The organism is Thalassovita mediterranea, from assembly GCA_019448215.1.
In the GTDB taxonomy this organism is placed as follows: Bacteria; Pseudomonadota; Alphaproteobacteria; order Caulobacterales; family Hyphomonadaceae; genus Henriciella.
On sequence record CP080408.1, the window covers coordinates 162,273 to 177,253 of the forward strand.

Genomic DNA, 14,981 nt, shown 5'->3' on the forward strand with positions numbered 1-14,981 from the left:
TGTAGCAGCGCGATCAACCCATTGTTAAAACTCGGCTCCCAAAGGTTACGCTCAGGTAATATCTCAAACCAATATATACCGGGGTGGCCATGCGTTCAGGCGTTTTCGACAAACTTCCGATACTTGTCTGCGAAACTGCTGCCGTCCGGAATGAAAGTGGTGAAATCATCGATCTTGAATGGATCGATGCAAATGACCTGATGAATGCGTCCATCCTGCCTGAGGGCGGCAGCGTCGTCGGTATGCGCATTTTCGAGTTCGATCCCGCCTATCGCGACTCCGAAATGGTGAAGGCCGTTCTGGAATGCCTGAAAACCGGTAAGCCGGGATCCCTGGTGACCACGCAGGGCCGCGCAGCGAAGATGCTGAACAAGGTCCTGAAGACCAGCCTCATCCCGACAGAACGGGGTGTGCTATGTTGCTCGCACGAGATTACTGACATCGCCCAACAGCGCGACGAGGCCAAGGAACAGGCAGAGCTACTCCGTCTCGCCTGCGACCGCGCGCTGCACGGCATCGCGATCGCTGCTCATGACGGCGCCATCCTCTACATGAACCCGGTTCTTGAAGATCTCTCGGAGCAGCGCTTCGAGGATGTGGCAGGCCAGCATGTCGATAAACTGATGGGGACAGGCCAGGCCTATCGTAGCAAGGAACTTCAGGACAAACTCGCAAGCGGCGGCGTCATGCAGCACGTCTCTGACGGAGAGATGCTGACGCCATCAGGCACGCGCATCCGCCTGTCCATCGCGCTGAACACAGCCTTCCTCCCTGGCGACTCCCACCCCGTTTACATCCTGCACATTCAGGATGTGCGCGAAGAGCGCCGCAAGGCCCACGAGCTCCGCGACGCCCTGAACCGCGCCGAACAGGCAACCCGCATGAAGTCGGAATTCCTGGCCAATATGAGCCATGAAATCCGCACCCCGTTAAATGGCGTGCTGGGCATGGCGCAGACCCTCGTGCACAGCGATCTGACAGGCGTCCAGCGCGAACAGGTCTCCATCATTCTGGATTCCGGCCGCGCCCTCATGGTGCTTCTGAACGACATTCTGGACCTCTCAAAGATTGAGGCAGGCAAGCTCGACATAACGCCTGTGGCGAGCGACCTTCGTCACAAGCTCAGCAGCCTGTTCAAGCTTCATGAGGCCCTCGCCGAGGAGAAAGGCATCAAGCTTGAGCTTTTCGTCCACCCAGATGTGCCGTCCAGCCTGACTTTCGATCCGGTGCGCCTGCGCCAGTGCGTCGGCAACCTCATCTCGAACGCGATCAAGTTCACCGAGCGGGGCAAGGTGATGATTGTCGTGTCGAGCGAACCCGGTGAGGACGAGGAAACCCAGAAGATTACCATTCACGTTTCTGATACAGGCTGCGGCATCGCGCAGAACAAGCTGGACCGCATCTTCGACAGCTTCTCGCAGGAAGATGGCTCGACCACGCGCAAATTCGGCGGCACCGGGCTTGGTCTTTCGATCACGCGCAAGCTAGCCCGCATGATGGGCGGCGATGTTTCCGTCGTCAGCCAGCAGGGACGAGGGTCTGTTTTCACCCTCACCTTCTCGGCCCAGGATGTTTCTATGCCGTACAGCCCGCAGACCACCAAGACGGTCCAGATCCGCGAGCCGCGACCACGCACCAGCCTGTCTGGCTGCCGCGCGCTGGTTGTCGACGACAATGCGATCAATCTGCGCGTCGCAAAGAGCTTTCTGGAACACTACGAGGTCGATGTGACGCTGGCGGGTGATGGCAATGAAGCGCTCGACAAGCTCAGCCACCAGCCTTTCGACATCGTCCTGATGGACATCCACATGCCGGGCCTCGATGGCGCCGAAGCTTTCCGGCGGCTGCGCATGTCAGCCAGCCCGAACCGGCTCATCCCTGTTCTCGCGCTCACCGCCGATTCAATGGCGGGCGACCGCGAGCGGTATCTGGGCATGGGCTTTGATGGCTATGTCTCGAAACCGATCGATGAACGGTCGCTGGTCACGGCGATGGGCCAGGTACTCAGCATCCAGACATCGGACGAGCGGCTGCAGGCAGCGATCTAGTCGCCGCCTATAACCATCAAGCGGTTTCGCCGAACAGCTCGCGCCCGATCAGCCAGCGGCGGATTTCTGACGTCCCTGCCCCGATCTCATAGAGCTTGGCATCGCGCAGCAGACGGCCGGTCGGATACTCATTGATATAGCCATTGCCGCCGAGCAGCTGGATCGCGTCGAGCGCCAGCTTGGTCGCAAGTTCTGCCGCGTAGAGGATTGCGCCGGCAGCATCTTTACGCGCCGTCTCACCCCGGTCACACGCCTTGGCGACCGTGTAGACATAGGCTTTGGCGGCATTCATCTGGACATACATATCGGCAAGCTTGCCCTGGACCAGCTGGAACTCGCCGATGGACTGGCCGAACTGTTTGCGGTCGTGAACATAAGGAATCACGACGTCCATACAGGCCTGCATGATACCGGTCGGACCAGCTGCGAGAACGGCGCGCTCATAGTCGAGACCGCTCATCAGCACTTCGACGCCGCCATTGAGCGGGCCCATGATGTTCTCTTCGGGAACTTCGCAATCTTCAAAGACCAGCTCCCCGGTCTCAGACCCGCGCATACCGAGCTTGTCTAGCTTCTGGGCGACCGAGAAGCCCTTCATGCCGCGCTCGATGATGAAAGCCGTGATGCCGCGTGACTTCTTCTCAGGTTCCGTCTTCGCATAGACGATCAGCGTGTCGGCGTCGGGTGAGTTGGTGATCCACATCTTCGAGCCATTGAGGATGTAGCGATCGCCCTTCTTCTCGGCCTTCAGCTTCATCGACACGACGTCAGAGCCTGCACCGCTTTCGGACATGGCAAGGCCGCCAAGATGCTCACCGGTGACGAGCTTTTCGAGATAACGCTTCTTCTGGTCGTCATTGCCCCAGCGGCGAAGTTGGTTCACGCAAAGGTTCGAGTGCGCGCCATAGGAGAGGCCAACCGAAGCAGACGCACGGGAAATTTCTTCCATAGCGACAACGTGCTCGAGATAGCCAAGGCCGCTACCGCCCCATTCTTCCTCGACAGTGATGCCGAGAAGGCCAAGCTCACCCATTTTAGGAAGGAGATGGCGCGGAAAGACGTCGGTGCGGTCAATTTCTGCGGCCAGAGGAGCGACGTGATCGGCGGCAAAACTTTTCACCGTATCGCGGATCATGTCGGCGGTTTCGCCAAGATCAAAGTTCAGCGTGGGATATGTGTTCGGGATCATGGCGGTGATGTAGCCAAGATTACCCTGATTGCCAATGCGGCGAATGCCCCTTTCTAGGGCCTAGTCTTCCTTCTTCTTGCCCGGGAAGATTGCCTTGAAGCAGTAGTAGGCCATCACGACGAAGACGAGGCCGCCAAGAAGCATCAGGAATGGCGGCAGGTAAGCCATCAGTTCCGTGTCGGCCTGACGCTCCATGCCAAACCAGCCAAACTCGCCAGCACCGCCATAGGTGAACAGACCTGCACCAACCAGCGCGAGCACGCCAAACAGCAGCGTTTCGAGCGGGCCTTCCTTGGTCTCGTCATCGTCCTTGCGGCCTTCAGACAGCCACACATCAGACGGGCGCAGATCGTCGATCAGGATACGGCCGCGCTCATCCTTGTACTCGCCCTCTTCCATGTCATCGGTGTCTTCAACGCTCAGCGGTTCGGACACAATGTCGAAGTCTTCGGTCTGGAAGGCGTCTGCGCGAAGATCTTCGTTTTCTTTCTCGGCGCGATCAGAGTCAACCACATCCTCGCTGGAGGCAGAGCCGGCTGCGACGTCTTTTGCCTCGACGATCTCGGCGTCCTGAGGCTGGTCATCTTCGTCGGCTTTATCCTCTGCTTCGGCAGATGCATCGTCGGCAGATTCCTCGTCGCTTTCGTCCGTCTGAACCTGCTCAGCAGGCGGCACGATCAGGTCGAAGGGGGATGATTTTGGCCTTTCAGCTTCCTCAGCCGGCTTCTCTTCAACATCATTGTCGGCACTGATCGAGAAGATTTTCTTGTCTTCGTCCTCTACGGTCTCATCGGTATCAGCCTGGTCCTCTTCAGGAACAGCTGCCGTCTCGAGCTCTTCAGCCATGTCCGCATCGACTTCGAGATCGCCGCGCACATCTTCATTGGCGGCAGAGGTGCCAGCAAGCGCGGACACTGCAGCGCGGATATCGTCGACGCTCTTCTCGTCATCCTCGCGGGCACGGTCGAGATCGGTTTCGAGCTCTGCCGTCTCGGCGTCGTCGTGATCTTCTTCTTCACCGAGGATGCGGGTCAGGCGGTCTTTCACGTGACGCGCCGCGGCTTCGGTGGAGATTTCTTCGTCAATCTGGTCGTTGGCCGGATTGCCTGGGACCTGGAACGCCATCTGTACCTGCCGGCGATAGCGATCAGTCTCCTCGATATCTACGAGTGGGCGGAAGTGGCTGCTGGACGCGTGCGGGACGGGTCCATCTATTTTCAGGAAGAGCGCTTTCTCGTCTGCGCGGCGACGAACGAGCGGATCAACAACCATGTCGCGCTGGCCAACGCGGGCCTTGCGCCAGCTTTCCATCGCCCATGCCGCTTTCAGCTTGTTGCCAGCATTGATGCTGGCCAGAACGTCTGAGCTTTCGAATTGGGTGATGCCAATATTGAAGGCGAACGAAACGAGGGCGTCGAATTCATTCTGCGACACCGGTACGAGCAACAGCTGGTTGAGCGCTTCCTCGATCGGCGGCAGGTCGAACTCTGACAGGATGGCCTTGGCTTCGGTTTCGGTAATTTTCAGACCTTCGCGCGCTGCCTTGGTGTGGCCATAGCCAATCACCCAGCGCCCGTCCGGCAGCTTGCGGGACTCCGAACGGAACCCCTCATACGCCATGATGAGCTTGAGACCCGCGTCTGATGTACGAAGTTCTGACACAGTAAATTGCTCCAAACCGATACAATGCATTCTGACACTGCAAGTCGCAGGCCGGGCGGCCAGACGAAGCTACCTTAGACCAGGATAAGGGTCGCAAGGCCGAGGAAGCTGAAGAACGCCATAATATCTGTAAGTGTCAGAACGAAGACCGATGAGGCAACTGCAGGGTCTGCGCCCGCGCGCTTCAGGGTCAGCGGCACAACGATCCCGGAAAAGCCTGCCCAGATGAACGTGGCAAACATGGCGATGGATATGGTGAGGCTCAGCTCAGGGCTCCGGAACCAGACGAAGGCTATGATACCCACGCCGATCGCAAAGATCACGCCATTTGCTAGCCCGGTCAGCGTTTCACGCAGGATTGCCCGTCTTCCGGCATCCCCTTCCATCTCGCGCTCGGCAATTGCGCGCACAGCAACGGCCAGACCCTGGCTGCCGGCATTACCGCCAAGCGCCGCGACGACGGGCATCAGGATGGCAAGCTGCACAACCTGATCGAGCACGCCTTCAAAGATGGCGATGATCGCCGAGGCGATAAACGCCGTCACAAGGTTCACCGCCAGCCACGGCGCGCGCGACTTTACAGAGTCGAGCACCGTGTCAGAACCGTCGGCTGCGTTCACGCCTGAGAGCGCAAGAAGGTCTTCGGTGTTTTCTTCCTGAATGACGTCGACGACGTCATCGACGGTCAGCATGCCGATCAGACGGCCATTGTCGTCGGTGACCGGCGCCGAGGCGAGCGAGTATTTCTGGAACTGGTAGGCGGCTTCTTCCTGGTCCATCTCGACCCGGATATCAGACTCCACCTCTTCCATGATGTCGGACAGGTTCACGTCCCGCGGCGTGCGCAGCAGCGTCGCCAGCGGCACCTGGCCCTTCAGTTTGTGGGCCGGGTCGATGACGTAAACTTCAAAGAATTCAGCAGGCAGGTCGTCGGCATGCTCACGCGCATGATCGATGGTGTGCCCCACTGTCCAGAACTCAGGCGCGGCGAAATACTCGCGCTGCATGAGACGGCCAGCAGTCTCTTCCTCATAGGCAAAGCCCTGCTCGAGCGAGGCGCGGTCTTCAGGCGCCAGCTCCTCAAGGATGCGTTCACGCCGCTCTTCCTCAAGGTCTTCGAGAATCGTGGTGACGTCATCTGAATCGAGTTCACCAAGCACGGCCGCGACCGCGTCGTCTGGCAGGACTTCGACAGCTTCTTCGCGGTATTCGTCGCGCAGCTCGATAATGATGCTGGTCGGCAGCTGGCCGCCGAGAAGGTCCACGCAGGCGGCGAAATCGTCGCCGGACAATTGCTCGAGGAGGTCAGCAGCATCAGCCGGGTGGAGGCGCCCCAGAAGCCGGGCCAGCCAGCGCGTGTCGCGATCCCAGACCGCATCGCGCACATCCTGCACATAGTCGAGGTGTGCCTCGCGCCCGGGCTCATCTGATGTATCTGTCTGGCTGGTTTGCGGCAGATCGGACATGGGGCCTCTCCATCGTTCCGGACGGCTCTGGCGCCCTCGCTGCCTGTCTTCCCCAGGGATGGTGCGGTCGAGAGGACTCGAACCTCCACGGATTGCTCCACAGCGACCTCAACGCTGCGCGTCTACCAGTTCCGCCACGACCGCACTGGATCCCTACGGGAAGTCCGCGCGGTATAAGTGCGCAAAGTAGCTTTGTGAAGCCCCGCATGCACCTCTATATGCGCGAAATGACAGATTTTCCTGCAGTTGAATGGGCCGTCAGCGACAAGCCGGTCAGTTATGAAGCCGCTATCGCCTTCATGGAGCGCCGTGTCAGGGCGATCCGCGATGAAGGTGCCCCCGAACTGGTCTGGCTGCTTGAGCATCCCCCGCTCTACACCGCGGGCACCAGTGCCAAGCCGCATGACCTCAAGGATGCGAATCGCTTCCCCGTCCATGAGACGAGCCGCGGCGGCCAATACACCTATCACGGCCCCGGCCAGCGTGTGGCGTATGTCATGCTTGATGTCGCCGCGCGTGGCCGCGATGTGCGTGACTTCGTCGCCAAGCTAGAAGCCTGGGTCATCGGCGCGCTGGATGAGTTCAACGTGAAAGGCGAGGTCCGCTGCGGACGTGTTGGCGTCTGGGTTGACCGGTCATCGCCCGGCGCCCCGGTGCGCGAAGACAAGATCGCCGCCATAGGCCTCCGTCTGAAAAGGTGGGTCAGTTTCCACGGCATCAGCCTGAACGTCGAACCTGATCTCACCCATTTTGAAGGCATCACGCCATGCGGGATCTCAGATGATGGCCTCGGCGTCACCAGCCTTGTCGACCTCGGCCTGCCGGTCACGATGGATGATGCCGATGTTGCGCTGAAGAAGGCTTTTCGCAACGTCTTCCTGTCTGAACTGGAAGACGTCCCTGCCCCACTTCGCGATCAGGACGCGTAAGGCCGCCGGTCGGCTGCGGGCCATGACTGGCCACCATTTGGCGGATAGTTGCCAAAGTAAGGCACCCGCGCAACCCACATCAGGCTCCAGATCGCGAGCAGACCGCTTAGCGGGATCATCACATTCTGGATCATCGGTGCTGCAGCTTTCAGCACGACCTCGGTCTTAGGATCCATAGGCTGATCGAGATTCGGGCCTCCGCGACCACCGGGAGGACCGCCGCGGCCACGGCGCTGCTGTTGCTGGGCGCTTTCACCGCCGCCTTCAGCTTCAGCCTTTGCGCGCGCTGCCTCTCGCTCTGCGCGCCGGCGCTCGCGGAAGGCGTCCGGATCAGCAAGATAGTCCTGACGCATCTCGAACTGCTTGTCATAGCTCTTCGCGGAACTCTGCGCCGTCATGACGAAAACCGCGCATCCAATGATGAGCGGCACCAGAGGCAGGATCGCCAGCAGCGGCGTCTTGCCCGCATCGTTCAGGCGCCGCGAATGGATCACATAGGACATCAGCGTCGTGACGATGAAAACCACCGGCGTCGCATAAGTACCGAAAGTCGAAACGCCGCTGCCATCGCCGCCGGCCAGGTTCAGAACCAGTGCGATCGTGAACGGCACCACGATGATCATCGCCTGCAGCGTGAACAGCAGCGTCCAGGCTCGCGTGAAGTGGAGCCGCGGCGACTCACCCGTCGGGTCGAACAGGGTCTGCAGCCAGTTCATGTTCTGCGGCAGCTCTCGCTCATCCGTCAGCCACGGGCGCTTTGGGTCGACTACGTTCTCAGTGGTAACAGACATTCTGGATAGCTTTCGCGTCTTATCGATAAACGCTTATACAGCCAGTTTTGAATTTATCAATAAACGATAAGAGAAATATCAGTTGAATGTCTCGGGACCATCGCCGGGCGGTCGGCCATGGCTATTGGCGCTTGGCTCGCTTGGCAAACTGCCAACGACAAGCGCGGCCAGCACGCCATTTACGACGTAGGACAGGATGATCAGGGGAAAAAGCAGGTCAACGAGACGGCGGGAGGCTTGCGTCAGCTGCGCTTCATCTGCTGTCGCCCAGCCTTCCATGACCGCTTCAAGCAGCGCGGTGCCCTCGCTGCCGAGGAACAGACCGCCGAACAGGGCAAACATCATCACGAAGACGAAGAACTTCCCGAACCAGACCGCAATGATCCACCAGCCAGTTGTGCCAGCATCGTGGAAGCGTTTGGAGAAGATGCAGATGTTTGCGTAGACCAGCCCGATGGTGAGCAGCAGGGCGATGATGCCAAGCCCGTTGTCCATCGCCCCCGGCAGCTTGATCTCTATACCGCGCTTGATCACCGCCACGACGGTCACAAGCACGACGCCCTGCCAGAAGCGACGCTTCGCGATCCGCCCATTGGGATTGAAAAGAAGGTCTTTCATCGCCTGACGGCAAAGCTCCGGTGTGAGGACGCTGAGACTACTCGAATTCGACCATGACTTCGTCGGCAGCAACACTGTCGCCAGCGCCGACATTGATCGTCTTCACGGTGCCGGTCGCCTCAGCGCGAATGATGTTCTGCATCTTCATCGCTTCGACGATACAGACCGCTTCGCCTTCCTCGACCTGCTGGCCAACCTCAACGTCGACCGAGACCACCAGGCCCGGCATTGGCGAGATGATCAGCTTGGACGTATCCGGCTTCGGCTTTTCAGGCAGGCGCTCCAGCATCTTGGCTGTCAGCGGCGTACAGACCAGCGCCCGCACGGCAACGCCGCGGTGGCGCAGCAGATAGCCCTCGGTCTTGTCAGCGAACTTCACGGCGAAAGGTTCACCGTCGATCTTGCCTTCAAGCAGATGCGTGCCCGGCTTCCATTCGGTTTCCAGGCTGTGCGTCTTGCCGTCGATCGTGATCTTTGCGCTGTCATCGCCAAGTTCGAGCTCAATCGGCTGCTGGTGCTTGTCGAGGATGACCACCCAGTCCTTGCGCGCAGCGCTTGGCTCGCTCATGCGGCCAGAGATCTTCTCGGCGCGCCGCGCAAAGACGCCGTGCACGTAGGCGGCCGTGACCGTCAGATAGAGGCGCTGTTTGTCGGTTGGCTCCACGCCGTCAAAGCCATCAGGGAACTCGTCCTTGATATAGGCCGTGGTGATGTCGCCGGACCGAAAACGCTTCTCATCCATAACGGCGGCCACGAACGGAATGTTGTCCTGAATGCCCTCGATGTGGAAACGATCAAGCGCGGACGCCTGCGTATCGAGCGCGGTATCGCGGTCCTCGCCGTGGGTCACCAGCTTGGCGATCATCGGATCGTAGAACATGGAGATCTCGTCGCCTTCGCGTACACCAGAGTCCATGCGCACCGTGCCCTCACCCAGCGGGCCTTCGACCGGCGGGTGGAAGCGGCGGAGACGACCGATGGATGGCAGGAACTTGCGGTACGGGTCTTCAGCGTAGACGCGGCTTTCAATCGCCCAGCCATTGATCTTGAGATCGTCCTGCTTGATCGCCAGCTTTTCGCCCGACGCCACGCGCAGCATCTGCTCGACAAGGTCGACGCCCGTAATCATCTCCGTGACCGGGTGCTCCACCTGCAGGCGGGTGTTCATTTCGAGGAAGTAGAAGCTCTTGTCGGCGCCGGAGGCGACGAACTCGACCGTGCCAGCGCTGTCATAGTTCACGGCCTTGGCAAGCGCGACGGCCTGTTCGCCCATCTTCTTGCGGGTCGCTTCATCAAGCAGCGGGCTCGGCGCTTCCTCGATGACTTTCTGGTTGCGACGCTGGATCGAACATTCGCGCTCGAACAGGTAGACGCAATTACCGTGCTTGTCGCCCATGATCTGGATTTCGACGTGGCGCGGCTGTTCGATGAATTTCTCGATGAAGATCCGGTCGTCGCCGAATGAGGCCTTTGCCTCTGCCTTCACGGCCGGGAAGCCTTCCTGGACTTCCTTGTCATTGTAAGCGACGCGAATGCCCTTGCCGCCGCCGCCAGCCGATGCCTTGATCATTACCGGATAGCCGATATCGCCAGAGACCTTCACTGCCTCTTCGGTCGACTCGATCAGGCCCATATGGCCCGGCACAGTGCTCACACCTGCCTCGTCGGCAAGCTTCTTGGAGCTGATCTTGTCGCCCATCGCCTCGATGGCGTGCGGGTTCGGGCCGATGAAGGCGATGCCTTCTTTCTCAAGCCGCTTTGCAAATTCAGGGTTTTCCGAAAGGAAGCCAAAGCCGGGATGAACCGCTTCAGCGCCGGTCTGCTTCACCGCATCGACGATCTTGTCCATGACCAGATAGGATTCGGCAGCAGGCGACGGACCGATATGAACCGTCTCATCGGCCATCTCGACCGCCATGGAGCCGGCATCAGCATCTGAATAGACAACGACCGTTTTGATACCGAGGCGTCGGCAGGTCTTGATCACACGAACAGCGATCTCGCCGCGGTTGGCGATCAGGATTTTCTCGAACATGACTGACCCCTGAATCAGCAGTAATTTATAAAAGAAGCCCTGACTTATAGCCCGGCGGCCAGCCTGTCCATGACGTGCCCTTGCGTCATCTGGCCGGATTAAGCGGTCTGATTGCAGTCCGTCCTGATTATGGGGTCAGTTTGAGAGCCGATAGAGCTCAGGCGCTGTCGCGCAAACCGTCTTCTCGCAGGGCCTCGGATAGCCCACGAACAAAGGCCGGAAGGTCTTCTTTCATCAGGTTGACGAGGCGGCGCTCAGCCGGGGTCACCGACTTGTCCCAGCCAAGGCGCTTCAGGAACCACTGGTTCTCTTCTTCTGTAATCTTTGCGCCAGATCGCCGCGCCTCGCTGGCCGCATAATAGCGCGCCCGAGCCGCGGACTCCTCACTATAGCTGACCCGGTCGAACCATTTGCCGCTGACGAACGCACCGCTCATCCGGCCAAGGAAGCTGCCAACATCGACATCCGTATCACGCAGCCACGCCTCACGCGTCAGCGCGCATTCTTCAGTCATAGGGTCTGGGTGCGCCGCAGAGACGAGGTGGTTCAGCACGGCCTTGGCGAACACATTCTCCCAGCTTTTGGAATTCATCGCGTGACCAATCGCATCATTGATGCGGAACAGGGCATTCGCTTCATGCCGCGAGATGGAGATTGATCCGTCGCCCGCTGGCGCATGCAGGATGCGGCGCATCCGCTCCGTCATGGCATCGTCGGCAAAGCCTACCTCAATGATCCGGTCTGCGATTGCCTCAAGGCAGTAGTGCGAGAGCCTGATTGGCGCGCCCTCGGCATAGCGCAGCGTGGACAGCATGAGGTCGATCTCTGCGTCATTTGGCAAATGCCCTTCCCGGTCGATCTGCGCGATCAGCCATCCGGCCTCTTCCTCGGTGACCCAGCCTGCCGGCTTTTCATGCAGGAGAAGATAGTCCTTCACGATCTCGACAAACCGGTCAGTCCAGTCAGGATCGGGCGCAGGCAGTTTCGAATTCAGCCGGAAAAGTGCCTCAGCCTCGTCGCGCGAAACGATGCCGTCGCTGTAGATTGCATTGAGAAGCAGGCGCGCTTCAGACTGGCTCAGCTGTCCAAGCTTCGCGATCTGCGCGGTGCGCGCTTTCAAATCCTCGGACATCCTGTTTCCACCCGGGGCCGGTTCTGACAGCCTCAAACCTCGCAGAAACCCCTTTAAAAGGCGTTATCAAACGCGAAATCCGCCGGGGCGGAGCCTCAGCGCATACGGAGGAATTTGGAGAAGAGATAAAGAAGGTCGCGGGGCATGTCGGGGTTGAGCAGCGCATCAATTGATTCGTCCTGGCGCACGATCATGGTCGAGGAGCCTTCATGGTCGTCGACTCGGTGATAGTTCATGCTCCATTCCGGAAAGGCACGCTTTTCGACAGGTTCACCAATGATCTGCGCCACGCCGAAGTGGCGGTCATCCTCCAGGATGCGGCCGTAGATTTCGAGGACTTCCTCGCGCTCGCCTTCAAGAGCCTGCATGAACGAACGGCCATTATGGGCGAGAAACCCAGTCAGATAACGCTCATCGTTATTGGATTGCGACACGTTGAGGATGCTGTCGATATCGTCATCCTGAAGGCCATCCACAGCCGTACTGACATAAACCAGCCGATACATTCGTGTGTCTCTTTATCCTCTCTCGCGCGGTCACATGCCGCCTCTGAAGCGGCATTTACAGTCTACCAGACATTGTTGGGCAGGGACGCCCCTCACACCTCGGCAAAGTATCATTTTCTAATCAATATTGATACCGTCAACTGATCAAGCCTTGTCCGTTTTCAAGGTTTTGTAGCCGAACGCACCCTAAAAGCCCTCGCTTGACTGCCTTTGGGGAAGCCCGGACAATTTCAGCCTGACAAGAAGAATGACACCGCCACAGGCAGGATGTCAGGGAGGAAAAATGTGCCGAGGTTGAAACAGGCGGGCCGTGAGGCCGGCAACCCCTTCGCGAACCGGATATTCGACCTGCTGTTCGGCGACCGCGATCCGATCGAAAGCCCCTGCACCGCGACCGGCACACCCGGCAACTGGTGGACCGTCTTCAACATCGTTCCCGATGCCTTCAAGCACACGACCGAAGGCTTTCAGTTCTACCGCTCGAAAGAGCGAAAGCTTGACCCGAAACTGCGCGAACTCGGCCAGACACGCGCCGGTTTCACCGTCGGCTCGCAATTCGTCTTCTCTCAGCACTGCAAGGCGAGCCGCGATGTCGGCCTCACCGAAGCCCAGATCGACGCAATCCCGCACTGGCAGACAGCTGACTGCTACAGCCCGATAGAGCGCGCCGTCCTAGCCTACACAGATGAGCTGGTCCTCCAGCGCGGCCGCGTCAGCGACGGCACCTTCAATGCCCTCAAACAGGGCCTGTCGGACGAGGAAATCCTCGAGCTGACCTACACGACCTGCACCTATATGATGCACGCCATCATGAGCCGGGCGCTTCGGCTCGAATATGACGATGTCGAAGACCGCATCGTCGAAGTTCCGGCCCCCGGCGGCGACAGCGCCGACGTCATGGCCATGGTCGACACTGATAAAAAAGGGGAAAAGTAGTCATGGCATACCATCACCTCGCGCTCGCTGCGAAAGACATGAAGGCGACCCACGATTTCTATGAAGGGATCATGGGCTTTGAGCTTGTGAAGGTTGAGGTCGCGCCCGTGCCATCAGGCGGCTGGGGCAAGCACTTCTTCTACCGGATGGACGGCGACGATTCCAAATTCATCGCCTTCTGGGAGCTGCACGACACTGAAACCCAGGACAAGCACATCCACGACCTGAACAAGGCGGCCAATCTGCCGCCGCTGACCAATCACTATTCCTTCTCAGTCTCTTCCAAGGAAGAGCTGGCGGAATGGAAGGAAAAATGGCGCAAGGCCGGCCTCCGCGTTTTCGAGATCGACCATAACTGGTGCCACTCCATCTACACGACCGACCCGAACGGCAACGGCGTGGAGTTCTGCCTCACCACCGGCACCTTCGATAAGGCCGACCGCGAACGCGCGCTGGCCGCGCTGGACGAAACCGAATTCAAGCCGTCCCCGCCCCCTGCCCTTGTGAAGTTCTGGGAGCCGGAGCCGGCCTGATCTTCAGACCTGATTGGCCGTCCTACCTCTCCAGGACAGCGCGCAGCCACGGCCCGTAGCCGGAATTGCCCAGCATGGCGAGTTGCTGCTGCGCCGACACTTCATTGATCGGGATTTGCGGCTTCGCGGCCGGGTGGACAGGCTTCCTAAGCGGGCGCTGCCCAGCTGGCATCATGATGATCTCCGCAATCGCGCGCGGCACATCCATCGGGTCAGTCGATCCACCGCCATTGCTCGCCTGCCCCATCCCGGCCGTCAGCTGCGGATAGGCCGCAAGCAGCGAATCGCCCGTGCGTTCTTTCAGGGCACCTGAACGGTCTGCTGCGCTCTGCCAGATCTCCGTTGGATAGCCGCCCGGCTGGATGATCGTGATGTCGATCCCCTTGTCGACCGTCTCATAGGCGAGCTGCTCGCTCAGCGCCTCTAGCGCGAACTTCGTTGGCGAATACTGGCCGAGCCCCGGAATGATCAGGCGGCCAAGCTGCGAAGTCACATTGAATATCTGGCCGCGCCCGGCTTCGCGCATGGCAGGGAGCGCCGCGCGGATCATGCGCTGTGCACCGAACACGTTCGTGTCGAACATCAGCTTTGTTGCCTCAAGGTCCTGAACCTCGATTGGCCCGGACATGGCGATGCCCGCATTGTTGATCAGGATATCGAGCGCGCCGCCCGCCGCGGCTTCAGCTTCTGCGACGCCCGCCTCGACCTGCTCATCGGAGGTGATGTCGATTTCGATCACCGTAATATCGAGACCTTCATCCTCGGCCAGCGCACGAAGCTCATCAGCTTCAGGCCGCGGCAGGTTGCGCATGGTCGCGAACACTTTCGCGCCCAGCCGGGCAAAGTGCTCCGCGCCGAGGCGCCCAAAGCCTGAAGACGTACCCGTTATCAGGATCGACTTGCCCGCCAGCCCCATCGCGTCGCTGCCAGCTGATTGCGCCGATGCGCCTGAAACCGTGGACGCGGCGAGCGCCGCAGCGCCTGCCCCGAGAAGGAGTTGGCGGCGGCTGGGGGACATGGAACGGGACATCTTGGGGCACCTCTTCGCTCGTTTTGCTGCCCTCAATGTAACCGAGCCAGCGAGCATGTCGAACGCCCGCCCCTACACGTTTCGGTGACCGCCTATGCGCTCATGA

Annotated in this window: 13 protein-coding genes and 1 tRNA gene; 4 read left to right on the forward strand and 10 right to left on the reverse strand. The window is 59.7% G+C overall.

Annotation, left to right across the window (positions count from 1 at the left end):
- Window positions 1-89: 89 nt before the first annotated feature.
- Window positions 90-2,048, forward strand: coding sequence for a response regulator (locus KUV46_00805; GenBank protein ID QYJ00949.1), 1,959 nt, complete (start codon window positions 90-92; stop codon window positions 2,046-2,048).
- Window positions 2,049-2,064: 16 nt separating this feature from the next.
- Here KUV46_00805 and KUV46_00810 read toward each other — a convergent pair whose 3' ends face one another.
- From KUV46_00810 to KUV46_00825, 4 genes are all read right to left on the reverse strand, one after another.
- Complete coding sequence (locus KUV46_00810) at window positions 2,065-3,237, reverse strand: isovaleryl-CoA dehydrogenase (protein QYJ00950.1); 1,173 nt, start codon at window positions 3,235-3,237, stop codon at window positions 2,065-2,067.
- 60 nt (window positions 3,238-3,297) lie between these two features.
- Entirely contained in the window at window positions 3,298-4,899 is a 1,602-nt protein-coding gene (locus KUV46_00815; protein ID QYJ00951.1) for a glycoside hydrolase family protein, read from the reverse strand.
- Between the two features lie 74 nt (window positions 4,900-4,973).
- Complete coding sequence (mgtE, locus tag KUV46_00820; GenBank protein ID QYJ00952.1) at window positions 4,974-6,365, reverse strand: magnesium transporter; 1,392 nt, start codon at window positions 6,363-6,365, stop codon at window positions 4,974-4,976.
- A gap of 59 nt (window positions 6,366-6,424) precedes the next feature.
- Window positions 6,425-6,509, reverse strand: a tRNA-Leu gene (locus KUV46_00825).
- Between the two features lie 83 nt (window positions 6,510-6,592).
- Here KUV46_00825 and lipB point away from each other — a divergent pair.
- Window positions 6,593-7,294, forward strand: a complete 702-nt coding sequence (gene lipB, locus KUV46_00830) for a lipoyl(octanoyl) transferase LipB (protein ID QYJ02327.1) — start codon at window positions 6,593-6,595, stop codon at window positions 7,292-7,294.
- Here lipB and KUV46_00835 read toward each other — a convergent pair.
- From KUV46_00835 to KUV46_00855, 5 genes are all read right to left on the reverse strand, one after another.
- A complete protein-coding gene (locus KUV46_00835; GenBank protein QYJ00953.1) occupies window positions 7,282-8,085 on the reverse strand; it encodes a DUF805 domain-containing protein in 804 nt (267 codons plus the stop codon). The two genes, lipB and KUV46_00835, sit on opposite strands and share 13 nt — an antisense overlap.
- 78 nt (window positions 8,086-8,163) lie before the next feature.
- On the reverse strand, window positions 8,164-8,703 hold the full coding sequence (locus KUV46_00840; protein QYJ00954.1) for a DUF805 domain-containing protein: 540 nt from the start codon (window positions 8,701-8,703) through the stop codon (window positions 8,164-8,166).
- A gap of 37 nt (window positions 8,704-8,740) precedes the next feature.
- On the reverse strand, window positions 8,741-10,738 hold the full coding sequence (locus tag KUV46_00845) for an acetyl/propionyl/methylcrotonyl-CoA carboxylase subunit alpha (GenBank protein ID QYJ00955.1): 1,998 nt from the start codon (window positions 10,736-10,738) through the stop codon (window positions 8,741-8,743).
- A gap of 157 nt (window positions 10,739-10,895) precedes the next feature.
- A complete protein-coding gene (locus KUV46_00850) occupies window positions 10,896-11,870 on the reverse strand; it encodes a hypothetical protein (protein QYJ00956.1) in 975 nt (324 codons plus the stop codon).
- Between the two features lie 95 nt (window positions 11,871-11,965).
- A complete protein-coding gene (locus KUV46_00855; protein ID QYJ00957.1) occupies window positions 11,966-12,376 on the reverse strand; it encodes a BLUF domain-containing protein in 411 nt (136 codons plus the stop codon).
- Window positions 12,377-12,661: 285 nt separating this feature from the next.
- Here KUV46_00855 and KUV46_00860 point away from each other — a divergent pair, with 285 nt between their 5' ends.
- Window positions 12,662-13,312 carry a carboxymuconolactone decarboxylase family protein gene (locus KUV46_00860; GenBank protein ID QYJ00958.1) on the forward strand — a complete coding sequence of 217 codons (651 nt, stop codon included), beginning with the start codon at window positions 12,662-12,664 and terminating at the stop codon, window positions 13,310-13,312.
- A 2-nt stretch (window positions 13,313-13,314) separates the two neighbouring features.
- Window positions 13,315-13,845, forward strand: coding sequence for a VOC family protein (locus tag KUV46_00865; GenBank protein ID QYJ00959.1), 531 nt, complete (start codon window positions 13,315-13,317; stop codon window positions 13,843-13,845).
- Between the two features lie 22 nt (window positions 13,846-13,867).
- Here KUV46_00865 and KUV46_00870 read toward each other — a convergent pair whose 3' ends face one another.
- A complete protein-coding gene (locus KUV46_00870; GenBank protein QYJ00960.1) occupies window positions 13,868-14,875 on the reverse strand; it encodes an SDR family NAD(P)-dependent oxidoreductase in 1,008 nt (335 codons plus the stop codon).
- Window positions 14,876-14,981 lie beyond the last annotated feature (106 nt).

Bases quoted from the DNA above. Each gene is read 5' to 3' on its own strand.
- KUV46_00805 (QYJ00949.1), top strand. From the start codon at position 90: ATGCGTTCAGGCGTTTTCGACAAACTTCCGATACTTGTCTGCGAAACT.
- KUV46_00810 (QYJ00950.1), bottom strand. From the start codon at position 3,237: ATGATCCCGAACACATATCCCACGCTGAACTTTGATCTTGGCGAAACC.
- mgtE (QYJ00952.1), bottom strand. From the start codon at position 6,365: ATGTCCGATCTGCCGCAAACCAGCCAGACAGATACATCAGATGAGCCC.
- lipB (QYJ02327.1), top strand. From the start codon at position 6,593: ATGACAGATTTTCCTGCAGTTGAATGGGCCGTCAGCGACAAGCCGGTC.
- KUV46_00835 (QYJ00953.1), bottom strand. From the start codon at position 8,085: ATGTCTGTTACCACTGAGAACGTAGTCGACCCAAAGCGCCCGTGGCTG.
- KUV46_00840 (QYJ00954.1), bottom strand. From the start codon at position 8,703: ATGAAAGACCTTCTTTTCAATCCCAATGGGCGGATCGCGAAGCGTCGC.
- KUV46_00845 (QYJ00955.1), bottom strand. From the start codon at position 10,738: ATGTTCGAGAAAATCCTGATCGCCAACCGCGGCGAGATCGCTGTTCGT.
- KUV46_00850 (QYJ00956.1), bottom strand. From the start codon at position 11,870: ATGTCCGAGGATTTGAAAGCGCGCACCGCGCAGATCGCGAAGCTTGGA.
- KUV46_00855 (QYJ00957.1), bottom strand. From the start codon at position 12,376: ATGTATCGGCTGGTTTATGTCAGTACGGCTGTGGATGGCCTTCAGGAT.
- KUV46_00865 (QYJ00959.1), top strand. From the start codon at position 13,315: ATGGCATACCATCACCTCGCGCTCGCTGCGAAAGACATGAAGGCGACC.
- KUV46_00870 (QYJ00960.1), bottom strand. From the start codon at position 14,875: ATGTCCCGTTCCATGTCCCCCAGCCGCCGCCAACTCCTTCTCGGGGCA.